The organism is Maribacter sp. MS6, assembly GCF_056839185.1.
Genome location: NZ_CM166389.1, coordinates 645,729 through 659,109 on the forward strand (window position 1 = coordinate 645,729; position 13,381 = coordinate 659,109).

At 38.3% G+C, this 13,381-nt stretch carries 15 protein-coding genes and 1 other RNA gene; 8 read left to right on the forward strand and 8 right to left on the reverse strand.

What is annotated here, in order from left to right; translation table 11 throughout:
- Positions 1–6: 6 nt before the first annotated feature.
- The 3 genes from ssrS to MS6x_RS02855 form a co-directional block, all read right to left on the reverse strand.
- A non-coding RNA gene (ssrS, locus tag MS6x_RS02845) (6S RNA) lies at positions 7–116 on the reverse strand.
- 57 nt (positions 117–173) lie between these two features.
- Complete coding sequence (locus tag MS6x_RS02850; RefSeq protein WP_482605264.1) at positions 174–470, reverse strand: cell division protein ZapA; 297 nt, start codon at positions 468–470, stop codon at positions 174–176.
- Positions 471–483: 13 nt separating this feature from the next.
- Complete coding sequence (locus MS6x_RS02855) at positions 484–774, reverse strand: hypothetical protein (protein WP_482605265.1); 291 nt, start codon at positions 772–774, stop codon at positions 484–486.
- A gap of 190 nt (positions 775–964) precedes the next feature.
- On the opposite strand from MS6x_RS02855, the gene MS6x_RS02860 reads away from it, so the two are divergent.
- The 3 genes from MS6x_RS02860 to MS6x_RS02870 are packed head-to-tail and all read left to right on the forward strand — an operon-like array spanning position 965 to position 5,790.
- Complete coding sequence (locus tag MS6x_RS02860) at positions 965–2,659, forward strand: M23 family metallopeptidase (RefSeq protein WP_482605266.1); 1,695 nt, start codon at positions 965–967, stop codon at positions 2,657–2,659.
- Positions 2,660–2,664: 5 nt separating this feature from the next.
- Complete coding sequence (locus MS6x_RS02865; protein WP_482605267.1) at positions 2,665–5,130, forward strand: TonB-dependent receptor; 2,466 nt, start codon at positions 2,665–2,667, stop codon at positions 5,128–5,130.
- Positions 5,131–5,139: 9 nt separating this feature from the next.
- Positions 5,140–5,790: a hypothetical protein gene (locus MS6x_RS02870; RefSeq protein WP_482605268.1), complete on the forward strand. Its 651-nt coding sequence runs from the start codon at positions 5,140–5,142 to the stop codon at positions 5,788–5,790.
- A 108-nt stretch (positions 5,791–5,898) separates the two neighbouring features.
- On the opposite strand, the gene MS6x_RS02875 is transcribed toward MS6x_RS02870, so the two are convergent.
- Complete coding sequence (locus MS6x_RS02875; RefSeq protein WP_482605269.1) at positions 5,899–7,047, reverse strand: cysteine desulfurase family protein; 1,149 nt, start codon at positions 7,045–7,047, stop codon at positions 5,899–5,901.
- A gap of 218 nt (positions 7,048–7,265) precedes the next feature.
- Here MS6x_RS02875 and MS6x_RS02880 point away from each other — a divergent pair, with 218 nt between their 5' ends.
- On the forward strand, positions 7,266–7,769 hold the full coding sequence (locus tag MS6x_RS02880) for a hypothetical protein (protein WP_482605270.1): 504 nt from the start codon (positions 7,266–7,268) through the stop codon (positions 7,767–7,769).
- A gap of 7 nt (positions 7,770–7,776) precedes the next feature.
- On the opposite strand, the gene MS6x_RS02885 is transcribed toward MS6x_RS02880, so the two are convergent.
- On the reverse strand, positions 7,777–8,319 hold the full coding sequence (locus MS6x_RS02885; RefSeq protein WP_482605271.1) for a Smr/MutS family protein: 543 nt from the start codon (positions 8,317–8,319) through the stop codon (positions 7,777–7,779).
- A gap of 86 nt (positions 8,320–8,405) precedes the next feature.
- On the opposite strand from MS6x_RS02885, the gene MS6x_RS02890 reads away from it, so the two are divergent.
- From MS6x_RS02890 to MS6x_RS02900, 3 genes are read left to right on the forward strand one after another with little or no spacing between them, the layout of a single operon-like run.
- On the forward strand, positions 8,406–8,684 hold the full coding sequence (locus MS6x_RS02890) for a DUF2752 domain-containing protein (RefSeq protein ID WP_482605272.1): 279 nt from the start codon (positions 8,406–8,408) through the stop codon (positions 8,682–8,684).
- 16 nt (positions 8,685–8,700) lie between these two features.
- The gene (locus tag MS6x_RS02895) at positions 8,701–9,039 is read left to right on the forward strand and encodes a CCC motif membrane protein (RefSeq protein WP_482605273.1); all 339 of its coding nucleotides are present in this window, start codon (positions 8,701–8,703) and stop codon (positions 9,037–9,039) included.
- A 7-nt stretch (positions 9,040–9,046) separates the two neighbouring features.
- Complete coding sequence (locus MS6x_RS02900) at positions 9,047–9,358, forward strand: CCC motif membrane protein (RefSeq protein WP_482605274.1); 312 nt, start codon at positions 9,047–9,049, stop codon at positions 9,356–9,358.
- A gap of 73 nt (positions 9,359–9,431) precedes the next feature.
- Here MS6x_RS02900 and rocD read toward each other — a convergent pair whose 3' ends face one another.
- From rocD to MS6x_RS02915, 3 genes are all read right to left on the reverse strand, one after another.
- Positions 9,432–10,712 (reverse strand): ornithine--oxo-acid transaminase, encoded by a 1,281-nt coding sequence (rocD, locus tag MS6x_RS02905; protein ID WP_482605275.1) that lies wholly within the window; start codon positions 10,710–10,712, stop codon positions 9,432–9,434.
- Between the two features lie 143 nt (positions 10,713–10,855).
- Positions 10,856–11,251, reverse strand: coding sequence for a DUF6768 family protein (locus MS6x_RS02910; protein WP_482605276.1), 396 nt, complete (start codon positions 11,249–11,251; stop codon positions 10,856–10,858).
- A 1-nt stretch (position 11,252) separates the two neighbouring features.
- Positions 11,253–11,792 carry an RNA polymerase sigma factor gene (locus MS6x_RS02915; protein ID WP_482605277.1) on the reverse strand — a complete coding sequence of 180 codons (540 nt, stop codon included), beginning with the start codon at positions 11,790–11,792 and terminating at the stop codon, positions 11,253–11,255.
- A gap of 110 nt (positions 11,793–11,902) precedes the next feature.
- On the opposite strand from MS6x_RS02915, the gene rlmD reads away from it, so the two are divergent.
- Complete coding sequence (gene rlmD / locus MS6x_RS02920; protein WP_482605278.1) at positions 11,903–13,312, forward strand: 23S rRNA (uracil(1939)-C(5))-methyltransferase RlmD; 1,410 nt, start codon at positions 11,903–11,905, stop codon at positions 13,310–13,312.
- Positions 13,313–13,381 lie beyond the last annotated feature (69 nt).

Genomic DNA, 13,381 nt, shown 5'->3' on the forward strand with positions numbered 1-13,381 from the left:
TTGTACAAACTCCGGTAAACAGGTTTAGGGCTAACAGACTGATCAAGGATCCCTATACGAGTAGGGCTTGCTTTTACAATCTAAACTCACCCTTTTTAAAAAAATAAATGTTGAGTTCGACAAAAGGTATTACCAATGTGGGCAGTAACTTTAATTGATTTTAAAGAACGTTTTTATTGTGAAGCTAGCTTTGAATGTACCAAATCGCTTAACGCTTGTAAGCGTTGTTCTGCTTCTTGGGTACCTTCTGTCTGCTCTATGCCTTTTTGTTCTATTTTAGAGGCAAACTGCAAGGCACACATGGCCAAAACATCTTGTTTGTCCCTTACGGCATAGTTCTGCTCAAACTTCTTGGCCAATAAATCTATATTCTTCGCGGCCTTTCGCAACCCTTCTTCTTGACTTGGATCTATCGTTAACGGATATACCCTGTCTGCAATGGAAAGCTTTATTTTGAGCTTATCTGACATATTATTTTTAACGTTACTCCGAGAGCTGTGCAATGCAATGGTCCAACTCCCGTATCAACGAATTTATTTTTAGCTTTGCTTCTGTTTTATTGGTGTTACTGCCTAGCATTGAACTTGCAAGTTTAAGTGAGTTATATTTTTCCTCCCAATCCGAAACCGATTTATCAGCTTTTTGCTGAACGGACTTTATAGAAACCAATTCATTTTCTAGTTCGGTATTAGCACGTTTCATTACTTCTAATTTATGAAGCAACTTGCTAACCCTGTTTTCTAAAGAATCAACGATTTGTATTAACTCACTCATCTAAAAAATTCGATGCTATTTACACAAAGTTAACATTCATCGGCAGACTTAGCAATACTTTTGACAAATAATCTTTTAAGTATTTAAAATAGGCAATAGAAGGCCATAGACAGCAGGCTTTCACACATTCACAACAATCCTTTCTAGAATTGGCTTGGTTTAATTATTTTAGTAGCAATTTTGCACACTTATGAAAAACATCATTTTTAACTTCCTACTTCTATTGATTACTTACACAAGTTTAGGACAGGAAACGTACCCAACTGATGCTTTTAGACCTCCATTGGACATCCCCATTATTTTGGCTGGAACCTTTGGAGAGCTGCGGTCCAACCATTTTCATGCCGGGATCGACATTAAGACCCAGCAGCGAGAAGGTTTACCGGTATACGGTATTGGCAACGGCACCATTACTCGAATAAAAGTAGCGTTGTGGGGTTATGGTAAAGTTTTATATATAGCTCATCCTAATGGCTACACGTCCGTATATGGACATTTACAGAAGTTTTCTCCCAAGATAGAAGCCTATATCAAAAAGATACAATATCAAAAAGAATCTTATGAAGTAGAAGTATTCCCAGACTACGGAGAGCTAAAAATAGACAAAGGGGAACTTATCGCTTACAGTGGTAATACGGGCGGTTCTGCCGGGCCGCATGTACATTTTGAAATTCGCAGCAGCGTATCCGAAAAGCCAACAAACCCTTTACTTTATGGTATTGATGTTGCAGATGCTACCAATCCTATTTTAGAAAAATTATTTTTATACCCGCTCGCTAAAAACGCTCGGATCAACAAAAGTGAGGAACGAATCGAAGTCAATTTCACCAAGCAAAGCGATGGTACTTTTTTGGCAAATACGGTGAATGCAATTGGAAAAATTGGCGTTGGATTTATAGGGTTTGACCGTCAAGACATGGCAGCAAATAGAAACGGCATATACTCGGCTTCACTTTCCGTACACGGAAAAATATATACCGCTTACGATTTTGAATCCTTTTCCTTTGGCGAAACAAGATACCTCAATACCTTGATCGATTATGATTATTTTGGACGCTACCGAAAACGAATTCAAAAACTCTTTAAATCTCCGGGAAACAGATTAAGTATTTATGAAGAACTATATAATAATGGAGAAATTGAAATTAGAGAGGGTCTTAGTTACAATTTTTTAGTAAACATTAAGGACCTTAAAGGAAATGAGGTGATCTTAAAAATTCCGGTGGAAGGTAAAAAAGAAGAACTCAAGGTTCTAAGAACAGAAACAAAAACCGAAAATTACGTTATAGCAACAAAACCTAACAATTACGATTTAGAAGGTGCAAAAGTATATTTTCCTTCCAATACGTTCTATGAAGATTTTTATATTGACCTTAAAAAAGGAAGGGACACGGTTACTATCCACAGGAATACAGTTCCCGCACATCGTAACTTTACCATAACTTTTGACGCAACCAAATACAGCAATGAAGAACGGAAACAGTTGTTTATTGCAAGGTTGGACAGTAAATTAAGACCTAGCTATGTGAGCACCTATAAACGCTCCGGCACTTTTACGGCCAGAACTAGAAACTTAGGAACCTATACTTTGGCAAAAGATACGATAGCACCTAAAATCCGGACTAAAAACTTTAAGGAAAAGCAATGGTTAAACAATTACAGATATCTAAGTCTTGCCATTACGGATGATTTGAGCGGAATAGACACTTATTCCGCAACCTTAAACGGCAACTGGATTTTAATGGAATACGAGCCTAAAACAAATACACTTACGTACAATTTTGACGATAAGATAATAAACGAAAAGCAATGTCTTCTTGAAGTTATCGTTACGGATAATGTAGGCAACCAGAATACATTAACAACCACTTTTTTTAGAAAATAAACTGTTTGAAATTTTGCAAAAATCCTTTTATCTTTTTTTTACTATGCCAAGTTTATAGCCTAGCACAAACGGCTACTATTACTGGGATAGTCTTAAATGAAGCAAATACGCCCCTATCCGGAGTAAACATTTCTTCCGGTGCATTTGGAACTGCAACGGATGATAACGGGTTTTACCTCCTAACCATAACCGCAGATAGGGAAACACAACTTACCTTTTCACACTTAGGTCATAAAGACGTGATATTACAAGGGTTGCTATTGTCTACCAACGAAACTTTTGAATTTAGCCCCGTGCTTAAAACCGACGTTGTACAAATGGCCGGGGTTACCGTATCGCCAAGGGGAAGAAAAGAAGTTACCGGAATCACATCTATCTCGCCAGAACAATTGCGAAAAATTCCAGGTGCCAATGCAGGTGTTGAAAACATATTAAAACTGCTACCCGGCGTAAGCGCCAATAATGAATTGAGTACGCAATACGCCGTACGTGGCGGAAATTTTGACGAAAACTTGGTGTATGTAAACGAAATAGAGGTGTACCGCCCCTTTCTTATACGCTCCGCACAACAAGAAGGCCTCAGCTTTGTAAACAGCAGTATGGTGCAAGGCGTTATGTTTTCGCCAGGCGGTTTCCAAGCCAAGTATGGGGATAAACTTTCTTCGGTATTAGACATTACCTACAAAACTCCAACAACCGTTTCCGTGGAAGGTGACTTTAGCTTTTTGGGTGCCAGTGCCACCTTGGAAACCCTTTCCAAAAATAAAAAAATAAGTAGCATTACAGGACTACGTTACAGAAACAATGCCTTACTTGTAAACAGCCAACAAACCCAAAGCAATTTTAATCCTGCTTTTACCGATATACAAAGCTATTTTACGTATCGTTTTTCGAACAAGTTCAATCTAAGCTTTCTAGGAAATCTCTCGGTTAATAACTACACCAACGAACCATTAAACAGACAAACTAATTTCGGAACCCTAGAAGACCCGAAAGCACTAACGGTTTTCTACCAAGGAAAAGAAGTAAACCGCTATGCCACGGCGCTTGGCGCTTTTAAGGGAAATTATCAAGTCAGCGACAATACTACCTTAAAACTGATCACATCGCTTTACCATACAACCGAGGAAGAATACTCCGATGTTATTGCCTCGTATCAACTGGGTACCGTAGAAAGCAATCTCGGTAGCGAAAACTTAGGTGAAATTACGAATCCCAGAGGCGTCGGATCTCAATTCAATAGGGCTAGAAATGACTTGGACGCTTTAATTTTCAATCTTAATCACAGAGGAATCCACAAACGAAAAAATCTTGTGTTAGAGTGGGGAATTAAATATACCCATGAAGATATACGCGATCAACTACGAGAATCCGAATTTATAGATTCGGCAGGTTTCTCCGTTCGTCCTCCGCGCTCCGAATTTATTAACAACCAACCAGAAGAACCTTTTAACGCCCCATTAGAGGCCTTCGAAAATCTTGCGGCAACCAATTTTGTAAAGACCAATCGTTTTTCCGGATTTTTCCAGCTTGGAAATCAAAGCAAGTGGGGCGCACATGACGTATACTACAACATTGGTATCCGTAGTCAGCACTGGACCGTTAGCGGAACCGATGTTGCAAAAGTGTCACAAACCGTAATAAGTCCTAGAGCTCAGGTCGCCATAAAGCCCGATTGGGGAAAAGATATGTTATTTAGACTATCTGGAGGCGTTTATCATCAACCCCCATTTTACAGAGAGCTTAGAGATAGTTCTGGTATTATAAAACCAAATGTAAAAGCGCAAAAAGCGGTACATCTTGTAGTAGGAAACGAATATAGTTTTTTACTTTGGGAGCGGCCCTTTTCATTAATCAGTGAGGCCTACTATAAAAATTTGACCAACGTAAATCCCTACACCATTGAAGATGTACGCATACGCTATGCTGCTATTAATGATACAAAAGCATATGTTTATGGAGCGGAGATGCGACTAAATGGCGCATTTGTACCGGGAACCGAATCTTGGATAAGTTTGGGCTATTTAAAGACGGAGGAGAATAGAAACGGAAGGGGCTATATCGCAAGACCTACTGATCAGCGTATTAAAGTGGGAATTCTATTCCAAGACTATATCCCAACCGTACCGGAGTTAAAAATGTATCTGAACCTCGTTTATAGCACTGGAGTGCCCGGCGGTTCTCCAAGTTATGCAGATCCCTATATTTTTCAGAATAGATTAAGAGATTATAGACGGGCAGATTTAGGAATTTCCTATATTTTTGTAGAAAAGAACAAAAGGTATGGAACAGGGCATTGGTTGGGTTCCTTTAAAGCGCTGAGTGTTGGTTTTGAAATTTTCAATCTTTTCAACAACCTAAACTCTATCACCAATACCTGGGTGAGAGATGTGGATAGCAAAAATGAATTTGCAGTTCCAAATTTTTTAACCACTAGAGTGCTGAACCTTAGATTGCAAATGCGTCTTTAATATAGTAGTATGTACAAATTTCTATTTTTAATTGCCTCTTTTACGGCAATATCCTTGCAAGGACAAAAGAATATCTATGAGAGTCCCAGATTTGATGCATTAAGCAGTAGTCATAAAACCCTCGCTATATTGCCCTTTTTAACCCATTTAGATTTAAAAAACAAAGTTAGCGCTGCCGATTTAAAGGCGCTGGAAGAGAAAGAAGGCTACGCTGTACAAGATGCCCTAGAAACTTATTTTTCTAAACGTGGAAAAAAGAAAAAATTACCTGTTGAGTTTCAAAATACGAAAAACACAAAAGCTATTTTATCCCAAAAAGGAGTAGATTATAAAAATATTGATGTGTATACAATGAAACAGCTTAGCGAAATGTTAGGCGTTGACGGCATCATAAGTGGTACTCTAGACCTTAATGTTTTATTGTCGAATGGTGTATCTACGGATTTTAGCTTTACAGATTATTTCTCTGGAAATGCCAACTATGGCCGTATAGGAGTTAAAATTAGTGATGGGGATACAGGAAAGCTATTATGGAAATACGAAAAGGAAATCAACAAAAAAACTGGTAAAAACACAACGGACCTCATCGATAGAATGATGAAACTCGCTATCCGTAAATTCCCCTATGAACGGGAACGAAAGAAAGACAGGAAAAATTAGCAAAGCTTAAACTTCTAGTACTTCTAGTAATTAAAACAAAGGCATCTGGTGCTACAGAATGTCATTATATTTGCTTTGGACAACTGCATTTCACAGGGAATAGTTCGTTTACTGAAGCATAAATTCCTTCAAAACCCCAATGGTATAGTCTATATCTTCTTTTGTATTGTATTTTGAAAAGGAAAATCGTAATGAAGGTTTCTTTTGCTCTTCTTTAGACAAAATTTGGGACAATACATGAGAACCTTGGTCACTACCCGATTGGCATGCACTTCCTTTGGAACAGGCAATGCCCTTAATATCCAAATGAAACAATAACATCATCGCCTTATCTGGTTGTACGGGCAAATAAACATTAACCAAGGTATATGTGCTGTTTTCCAGATCTGCCGACAAGCCATTAAAACGTGCATCTGGAATTTCTTTTTCTACCTTTTTAATAAAATGCACTTTTAAATCTGTTACATACTTTTGTTCTGCCTCCAAATTTTCATAAGCATTGACAAAAGCCTCCTCCAACCCAACAATATTATGAAAGGACTCCGTTCCTGCCCTAAAACCACGCTCTTGGGAACCCCCTGAAATCATACACCCCATACCCGAGTTTTTCCTTATAAAAGCAAATCCGATGCCTTTGGGCCCATGAAATTTATGGGCGGCCGCGGCAAGAAAATCCACAGGTGTTTTCTTTACGTCCCACTCATAGTGCCCTATGGACTGTACGGTATCGGAATGCACCAGTGCTCCGTGTTCCTTTGCCAATACTGCAATAGCATGAATATCCACTTTGTTCCCAATCTCATTATTAACATGCATGATACTGACAAGCTTTTTAGAATCGTCCATTGTCAATAATTGCTCCAAATGCTTCATATCCGGATTCCCGTCAGTGTTTAAATCTACAAAATGAAGATTTACCAATCCCTTTTCGTGCAATTCCTCAGCAGTATGCAATACGGCATGGTGTTCGATTCTGGTCGTGATAATGGTCTGTACCCCTAAATCCCTTACCGCACACCTAAGCACCATATTATCCGCCTCCGTGCCGCCAGAAGTAAAAATAATCTCCGAAGGAAAGGCGTTCATCTGTTTGGCAATGGTTTTTCTAGCGCTTTCAATGGCAGTTTTGGCAGTTCTTCCAAAACTGTGTGTAGAAGAGGGATTACCATAAGAATTGGCAAGAGCCTCTTGCATTTTAATGATTACCTCTTTCCTCACTTGAGTAGTTGCAGCATTATCCAGATATACACTTTTCATTCTTTGTATGCGATTAGTTTGATGGTTACTTATCTATAGGAAATATCACTCTCCTAGGAATTACAATTTTACTTGTCAACCGTTATACAACTAGAATTGACCAAATTAAGGTAAGTATTCCCACTTAGTCTTCAAAAATAATTCAAATAAAGTTAAATAACTTGTAAATGGTTTTTAATCGCTCTTAGCATATCCCATATTTGCAGTAAATTTGGACTATGAAAAAAATGTTTAGTCTTATCCTTTTCATTTGCCTTATTTCCTGTGACGATGGAGATTTGGCTATTGAAGCGGTAGATTTTGATACTATTACGACAGTACAAACCTGCGGCACCGTTTCTGCAAGTGCATCAAATCTTCTATTTAAAATCAATGGATCTGAAGCTCTAATTTTAGAACTACCGGCCGGACTCCTAAAAAATGAAATTTCGGATGGGGTAATAACAAGTGAAATTTCTTCTACTACGAAATTGACCTACCGTATTTTCACCGATGAGGTGTCAAATGACTATTTCTGTGATGTGATACCTCCAGTCAATCCATCTGTCACCGAAGAAATTGAAGCCAACGAAGGAGCTATTTTTATCACAACAACGACGGAAGATTCGGAAAACTTTAGCCACCTCATAGAATTAAGTGGTATTTCTTTTATCACGGAAGATGGATCAAGAATTACAGACCTTCAAATAGACTTATTTGGAACTGTAACTACGGCACTATAGCCTAATGCTAACTGTTCTGGTATATGTACACTTCTGTTGCACCTAGGCCATATTTTTGATAATCGGCATCATAGTGTTTTACGTTATCGTATTTATTGAAAAGGTATAGTAATTCCTCTTTCAATACACCTTCTCCTATTCCATGTATAAATACTACCTTTTGAATACGTTTGGACATGGCAAATTCCAATTGTCTTTTTGCAGTATCTAACTGTAAGTTCAGCATCTCATAATTTCCTAAGCCTTTCGTATTCCCTACCAGTTGGTTAATGTGCAGATCTACTTCCATTTTTGGAAGGTTGCGTTCTTTGGGCTTAGTTATGGCAGATTTACGCCTTTTGGGAAGTTCCTTTTCCTTTTTAACCTGAGCAACTTCATAGTTACTAACGGTAATTTGCCCAGTGATTACCACTAATTCCCTGGCTTCGAACACCATAGAAAAATCATCCTCTGTCTCTACGGTTATAGCAGTACCGTTTACCTCTGAAACTACCCCACGAATAACATCGTCTATGGCCTCTACAGTATCCCCAATATTAAAAACAGCCATAATTTTATTTTGATTACACAAAAATAGTAGTAATTTTCCTTTCTGAATAGTTCAGCTTCATGCGCGTAGCCTTTATTTTTTTTCTTTTGACATTAGAAAGTTTTATGTTGCCCTGTTTTACAAAGCAACTTTGGGGCTTTGATTGCCCTGGATGTGGTATGCAACGGGCTATCCTTTTTTTGTTTAAAGGAGAGTTTGGAGCTGCATTTGATATGTATCCGGCTATTTATCCCATGCTACTGCTTTTCGGATTCTTAATTATGGACAAGGTACTTTCCATTAAATATGCCGGTAAAATAACCAATGTATTAATGATAAGTACCGTGGCCTTTATACTCACCAACTACATACTAAAATTCATTTAACTAAACAACCAAAATTATGGAAAAACAAAAATTACCGAATGTTACAACTGCAATGATACTAAGTATTGTTTCTTTTCTATGCTGCTGTTTTAGCGTGGGAATAGGTGGCATCTTAATGTCTGGAATTGCACTATTTTTAGTAAATAAAGATGCGAAACTATACCAACAGAATCCTGAAGACTATTCTAATTACAGTACCTTAAAAACAGTAAAAACTATAGCTATTATAGGCTTGGTATTAGGTATTGTAAGTCTAGCTTGGAGTATTTTTTCTATTGTCTCGATGGGAGGTTGGGAAGGATATATGGAACAAAACCAAGAACTTTTTGAGCAACTAGGTTTACCTTCTGAATAAAAGAGAAATGAATCAATCGCTACCCGGTGCAAGTAATGCCCTAACCTTTGGAATTTTATCTATTGTCCTGACCCTATTCTGCTGCGGACCCTTTGGAGCTATTTTCGGTTTCATAGGGCTGAGCAATGCCAAAAAAGCGGAAAGACTCTATCAAATGGATAGCACCAGCTACAGCGGTATTGAAAACGTGAAAACGGGTAGGATACTTTCTTACATTGGATTGGCAATTGCCGGAGTACTACTAATTTTGAGCATCGTCTATTTTGGTGCCCTTGGCGCCATTATTTATGCGGCAGCTCAACAAGGCGGCTTTCAATAGCACTTCGTTTTAAACTAAAAAAGTCCCGTTTCGAGAAATTGAAACGGGACTTTTTTTATTGAACCAATACGTATTACTTTTTAAACTCCGTTAAGGTAGTTTTGATAATACCTACACAATCCAATAACTCTTCCTTGGTCATTACCAACGGCGGTGCAAAACGGATGATATTCCCGTGTGTAGGTTTTGCCAGTAATCCATTTTCTTTCAAGGCCATACAGATATCCCAAGCCGTGGAGCTATCCTCCGTATCGTTTATAAGAATGGCGTTTAAAAGACCTTTACCCCGAACACTGGAAACCAAATCACAATTGGGAATAAAAGCATCTAATTCCGCCCTAAAAAGTTCACCTAGTTCAAAAGCATTCTCCGCTAGTTCTTCCTCTTTCACGACCTCCAAAGCTGCCATACCAACTGCAGCAGCGATAGGATTCCCTCCAAAAGTACTGCCATGATTTCCTGGTCTAATAACGCCCATGATTTCATCATTTGCCAGTACGGCAGAAACTGGATAAGCCCCACCGGATAGTGCTTTTCCCAATATTAAAATGTCTGGCTTAGTCTCGGGAGTACCGCTACAATGTTTGTCCGAACAGGAGCAGTTGCCACAAGTAGCCAATAATCGGCCTGTCCTAGCTATCCCGGTTTGGACCTCATCTGCTATAAAGAGTACATTATGCTTTTCACACAGGGCTTTTGCCTTGCTTAAGTAACCTTCAGAAGGCACATAAACTCCGGCCTCACCTTGTATGGGCTCTACTAAGAATCCTGCGATGTTCTTATTTTCTTCGAGTGTATGTTCCAACGCTTCAAGATTATCATATTCTATTTTTATGAATCCCTCTGTAAACGGACCAAAATACTTCCTAGCAACTGGATCATTTGAAAAAGAGATAATTGTGGTGGTCCTACCATGAAAATTATTCTCACAAACCACGATCTGCGCCCGGTTTTCTGGTATTCCCTTTTTTTCGTACGCCCACTTTCGGCAAATTTTCAATGCGGTCTCAACAGCTTCGGCTCCCGTGTTCATAGGCAAAAGCTTATCAAAATGAAAGGTCTCCGTGGCATACTTTTCATACATCCCCAACATATCGTTATAAAAAGCGCGCGAGGTCAGTGCAAGTGTTTTTGCCTGATTCACCATTGCATCCACAATTTTTGGATGACAATGTCCTTGGTTCACCGCAGAATACGCGGATAGAAAATCATAATACTTTTTCCCTTCTACGTCCCAAACATGAACACCTTCTCCCCTGCTTAGTACAACTGGTAAAGGATGATAATTGTGAGCTCCGTGTTTTTCTTCCAATGCAATTGCATCCTCAGAAGTGATGTTTTCTAAAACTGACATGATAAAAATTACTTTAAATAATACTTTAGCAATTCCTTCTATACCTTTTTTCTTTCGTAGTGTTCGAAAATTCAGCGTAGGAGAGAAATCATCCTGTAGAGTTGCTAAATTACTAAAAATTTCAATGCTTTAAAATATATTGGCTACTGGGTTCTGTTTTGCTGTTGATGTGCTACCACAGACACCTCTAGTTCTAATCGTTTGAGTTCTCTTAACACGTCATTTTTATCCATTTGCATCCAAACATATAATTTCAACATACACATCACAATAAGACAGATGAAACCACCACTGGCCCATTTAATCAACGACACTAAGGCATCAGTCTGTACAAACTGAATCACACAGAAAATGAAAATTACAAAAACACCAATATTTATAGCTGTCATTACAGATGCCAACCATCCCATTTTACCTTGGTAAACCTTACCGACTTTTTCCAATAGCGATTGTTCTCCTAAGGCATCGTAAAATTCAGCTTCTTCAATGCTTAACGCTTCCTTGATCAGCTCGTCAATTTTTTCCTCCTCTTTTTTCATCTTATTGTTCTTTTAAAATTGTTTTTAATTTTTCCCTTCCATGAAACAAGCGCGATTTTACCGTACCTACTGCAATTTCCAGTATCTCGCTCATTTCGTTCAATGAATATCCTTCGGTATAAAACAGTCTAATAACCACTTGTTGATTTACTGGTAATATTAAGATAGCCTGCTGTAGTAAAGGAACTCTGTCATCTTTTGATGTATCGGTCGTAGCTTTATCAGCTAAAACCCAATACTTCTGTAATTCTTGCTGACCTTTTTTTTGCTTATTGAAATGGTCCAGTGCTTTTCTCGTTACAATTCTAAAAATCCAACTTCCAAACTGTTCAGGTTCTTTAAGGGCATTCAGGTTAGCAATGACACTTCTCCAACTATCCTGAACAATATCTTGGGAGCTATTTACATCACGAGTAAACCAAAAGGCATGCTTACACAGCTTCACATGATATTTCTTTACCAAGGTTTCTAAAGCTTTGGAATTACCGGAACGATACTCCAACACCAACAAAGCGTCTACTGTCTTACTGCGATCAATCATAGTTCTATTTAATAGACCAAGCAAATGATAAAAGGTTCATTTTTACTAATTAATTGTTATTCTGTTTAAAGTTATCTCAATTAAAACAAAGCAATTCCTATTTTTGTGCCATGCGAAGAAAGAACAAGCGACAAGTTTTTGAAAATGTAGCAGTGGTTGATGCTGGGGCAAAAGGAAAAACCATTGGAAAAGCACCTGATGGCAGGGTTATTTTCCTAACGAATACGGTTCCAGGGGATGTTGTAGATGTGCAGACCACCAAAAAAAGAAAAGCATATTTTGAAGGTGTTGCCACAAACTTCCATTCCTTATCCGATAAACGGACTACACCAGTATGTGAACATTTTGGCGTTTGTGGCGGTTGCAAATGGCAGGATATGGGCTACGAGCATCAATTATTTTACAAACAAAAAGAAGTAGCGAACAACCTTAAGCGTATTGGACATCTAGAATTGCCGGAAATTACCCCTATAAAAGGTTCCGAAAAACAGTACTTCTATAGGAATAAAATGGAGTTTTCTTTTTCGGACAGTCGGTGGTTGACCTTGGAAGAAATCCAATCTGATACGCAAATAACAGATAAAAATGCGTTAGGGTTCCATATTCCGGGTATGTGGGATAAGATTTTGGATATCAATAAATGTCATCTTCAGGCAGACCCTTCCAACGCCATTAGGTTGGAAACCAAGGCCTTTGCAACCAAAAACAATATTACTTTTTTTAATCCCCGGAACCAGCATGGGATGTTGAGAACCCTAATGATACGTACTTCTTCTATAGGTGAAATTATGGTGTTGGTGCAGTTTTATGAAAATGAGGAGACCAAAAGAGAACTGTTGATGGAACACATAAAAACTAGCTTTCCAGAGATTACGTCATTACTGTACGTTATCAATCCAAAGCAGAACGATACCATTTACGATCAAGAAATAGTTTGCTATGCAGGCCGTGACCACATTTTTGAGGAGATGGAGGGACTCAAATTTAAAATCAACGCAAAATCTTTTTATCAGACGAACTCGGACCAAGCCTATGAACTTTATAAAATAACTCGAGATTTTGCAGGGCTTACGGGGAACGAATTAGTTTATGATCTCTATACAGGGACGGGAACGATTGCACAATTTGTAGCTAAAAAGGCTAAAAAAGTAATCGGGATTGAATCGGTTCCCGAAGCCATACTGGACGCCAAGTCCAATGCAGAAAACAATAAAATAACAAACGTTGATTTCTTTGTTGGAGATATGAAAAATGTCTTTAACACGCAGTTTATTTCGGAACACGGGGTGCCCGATATTATTATTACAGACCCCCCAAGGGATGGCATGCATAAAGACGTTGTGCAGCAAATACTAAACATTGCACCGCAAAAAGTAGTTTATGTGAGCTGCAACAGTGCTACACAAGCTAGAGATTTGGAACTGATGAAAGAACTATATTATGTAACTAAAGTACAGCCGGTAGATATGTTTCCTCAAACCCATCATGTTGAAAATGTTGTACTTTTAGAAAAGAAGTAGCTCTACTTTGGCATATGATAAATCACCATGTAAAAACAATGGTTACAACAGAAACCCGATTTAAAAAAT

Excerpts from the sequence above, each read along its gene's own strand:
- MS6x_RS02885 (WP_482605271.1), bottom strand. The coding sequence starts at position 8,319 with ATGGCTGTTTTTAATATTGGGGATACTGTAGAGGCCATAGACGATGTT.
- MS6x_RS02900 (WP_482605274.1), top strand. The coding sequence starts at position 9,047 with ATGAATCAATCGCTACCCGGTGCAAGTAATGCCCTAACCTTTGGAATT.
- MS6x_RS02915 (WP_482605277.1), bottom strand. The coding sequence starts at position 11,792 with ATGATTGATCGCAGTAAGACAGTAGACGCTTTGTTGGTGTTGGAGTAT.
- rocD (WP_482605275.1), bottom strand. The coding sequence starts at position 10,712 with ATGTCAGTTTTAGAAAACATCACTTCTGAGGATGCAATTGCATTGGAA.
- MS6x_RS02855 (WP_482605265.1), bottom strand. The coding sequence starts at position 774 with ATGAGTGAGTTAATACAAATCGTTGATTCTTTAGAAAACAGGGTTAGC.
- MS6x_RS02880 (WP_482605270.1), top strand. The coding sequence starts at position 7,266 with ATGAAAAAAATGTTTAGTCTTATCCTTTTCATTTGCCTTATTTCCTGT.
- MS6x_RS02910 (WP_482605276.1), bottom strand. The coding sequence starts at position 11,251 with ATGAAAAAAGAGGAGGAAAAAATTGACGAGCTGATCAAGGAAGCGTTA.
- MS6x_RS02860 (WP_482605266.1), top strand. The coding sequence starts at position 965 with ATGAAAAACATCATTTTTAACTTCCTACTTCTATTGATTACTTACACA.
- MS6x_RS02875 (WP_482605269.1), bottom strand. The coding sequence starts at position 7,047 with ATGAAAAGTGTATATCTGGATAATGCTGCAACTACTCAAGTGAGGAAA.
- MS6x_RS02850 (WP_482605264.1), bottom strand. The coding sequence starts at position 470 with ATGTCAGATAAGCTCAAAATAAAGCTTTCCATTGCAGACAGGGTATAT.
- MS6x_RS02895 (WP_482605273.1), top strand. The coding sequence starts at position 8,701 with ATGGAAAAACAAAAATTACCGAATGTTACAACTGCAATGATACTAAGT.
- MS6x_RS02870 (WP_482605268.1), top strand. The coding sequence starts at position 5,140 with ATGTACAAATTTCTATTTTTAATTGCCTCTTTTACGGCAATATCCTTG.
- rlmD (WP_482605278.1), top strand. The coding sequence starts at position 11,903 with ATGCGAAGAAAGAACAAGCGACAAGTTTTTGAAAATGTAGCAGTGGTT.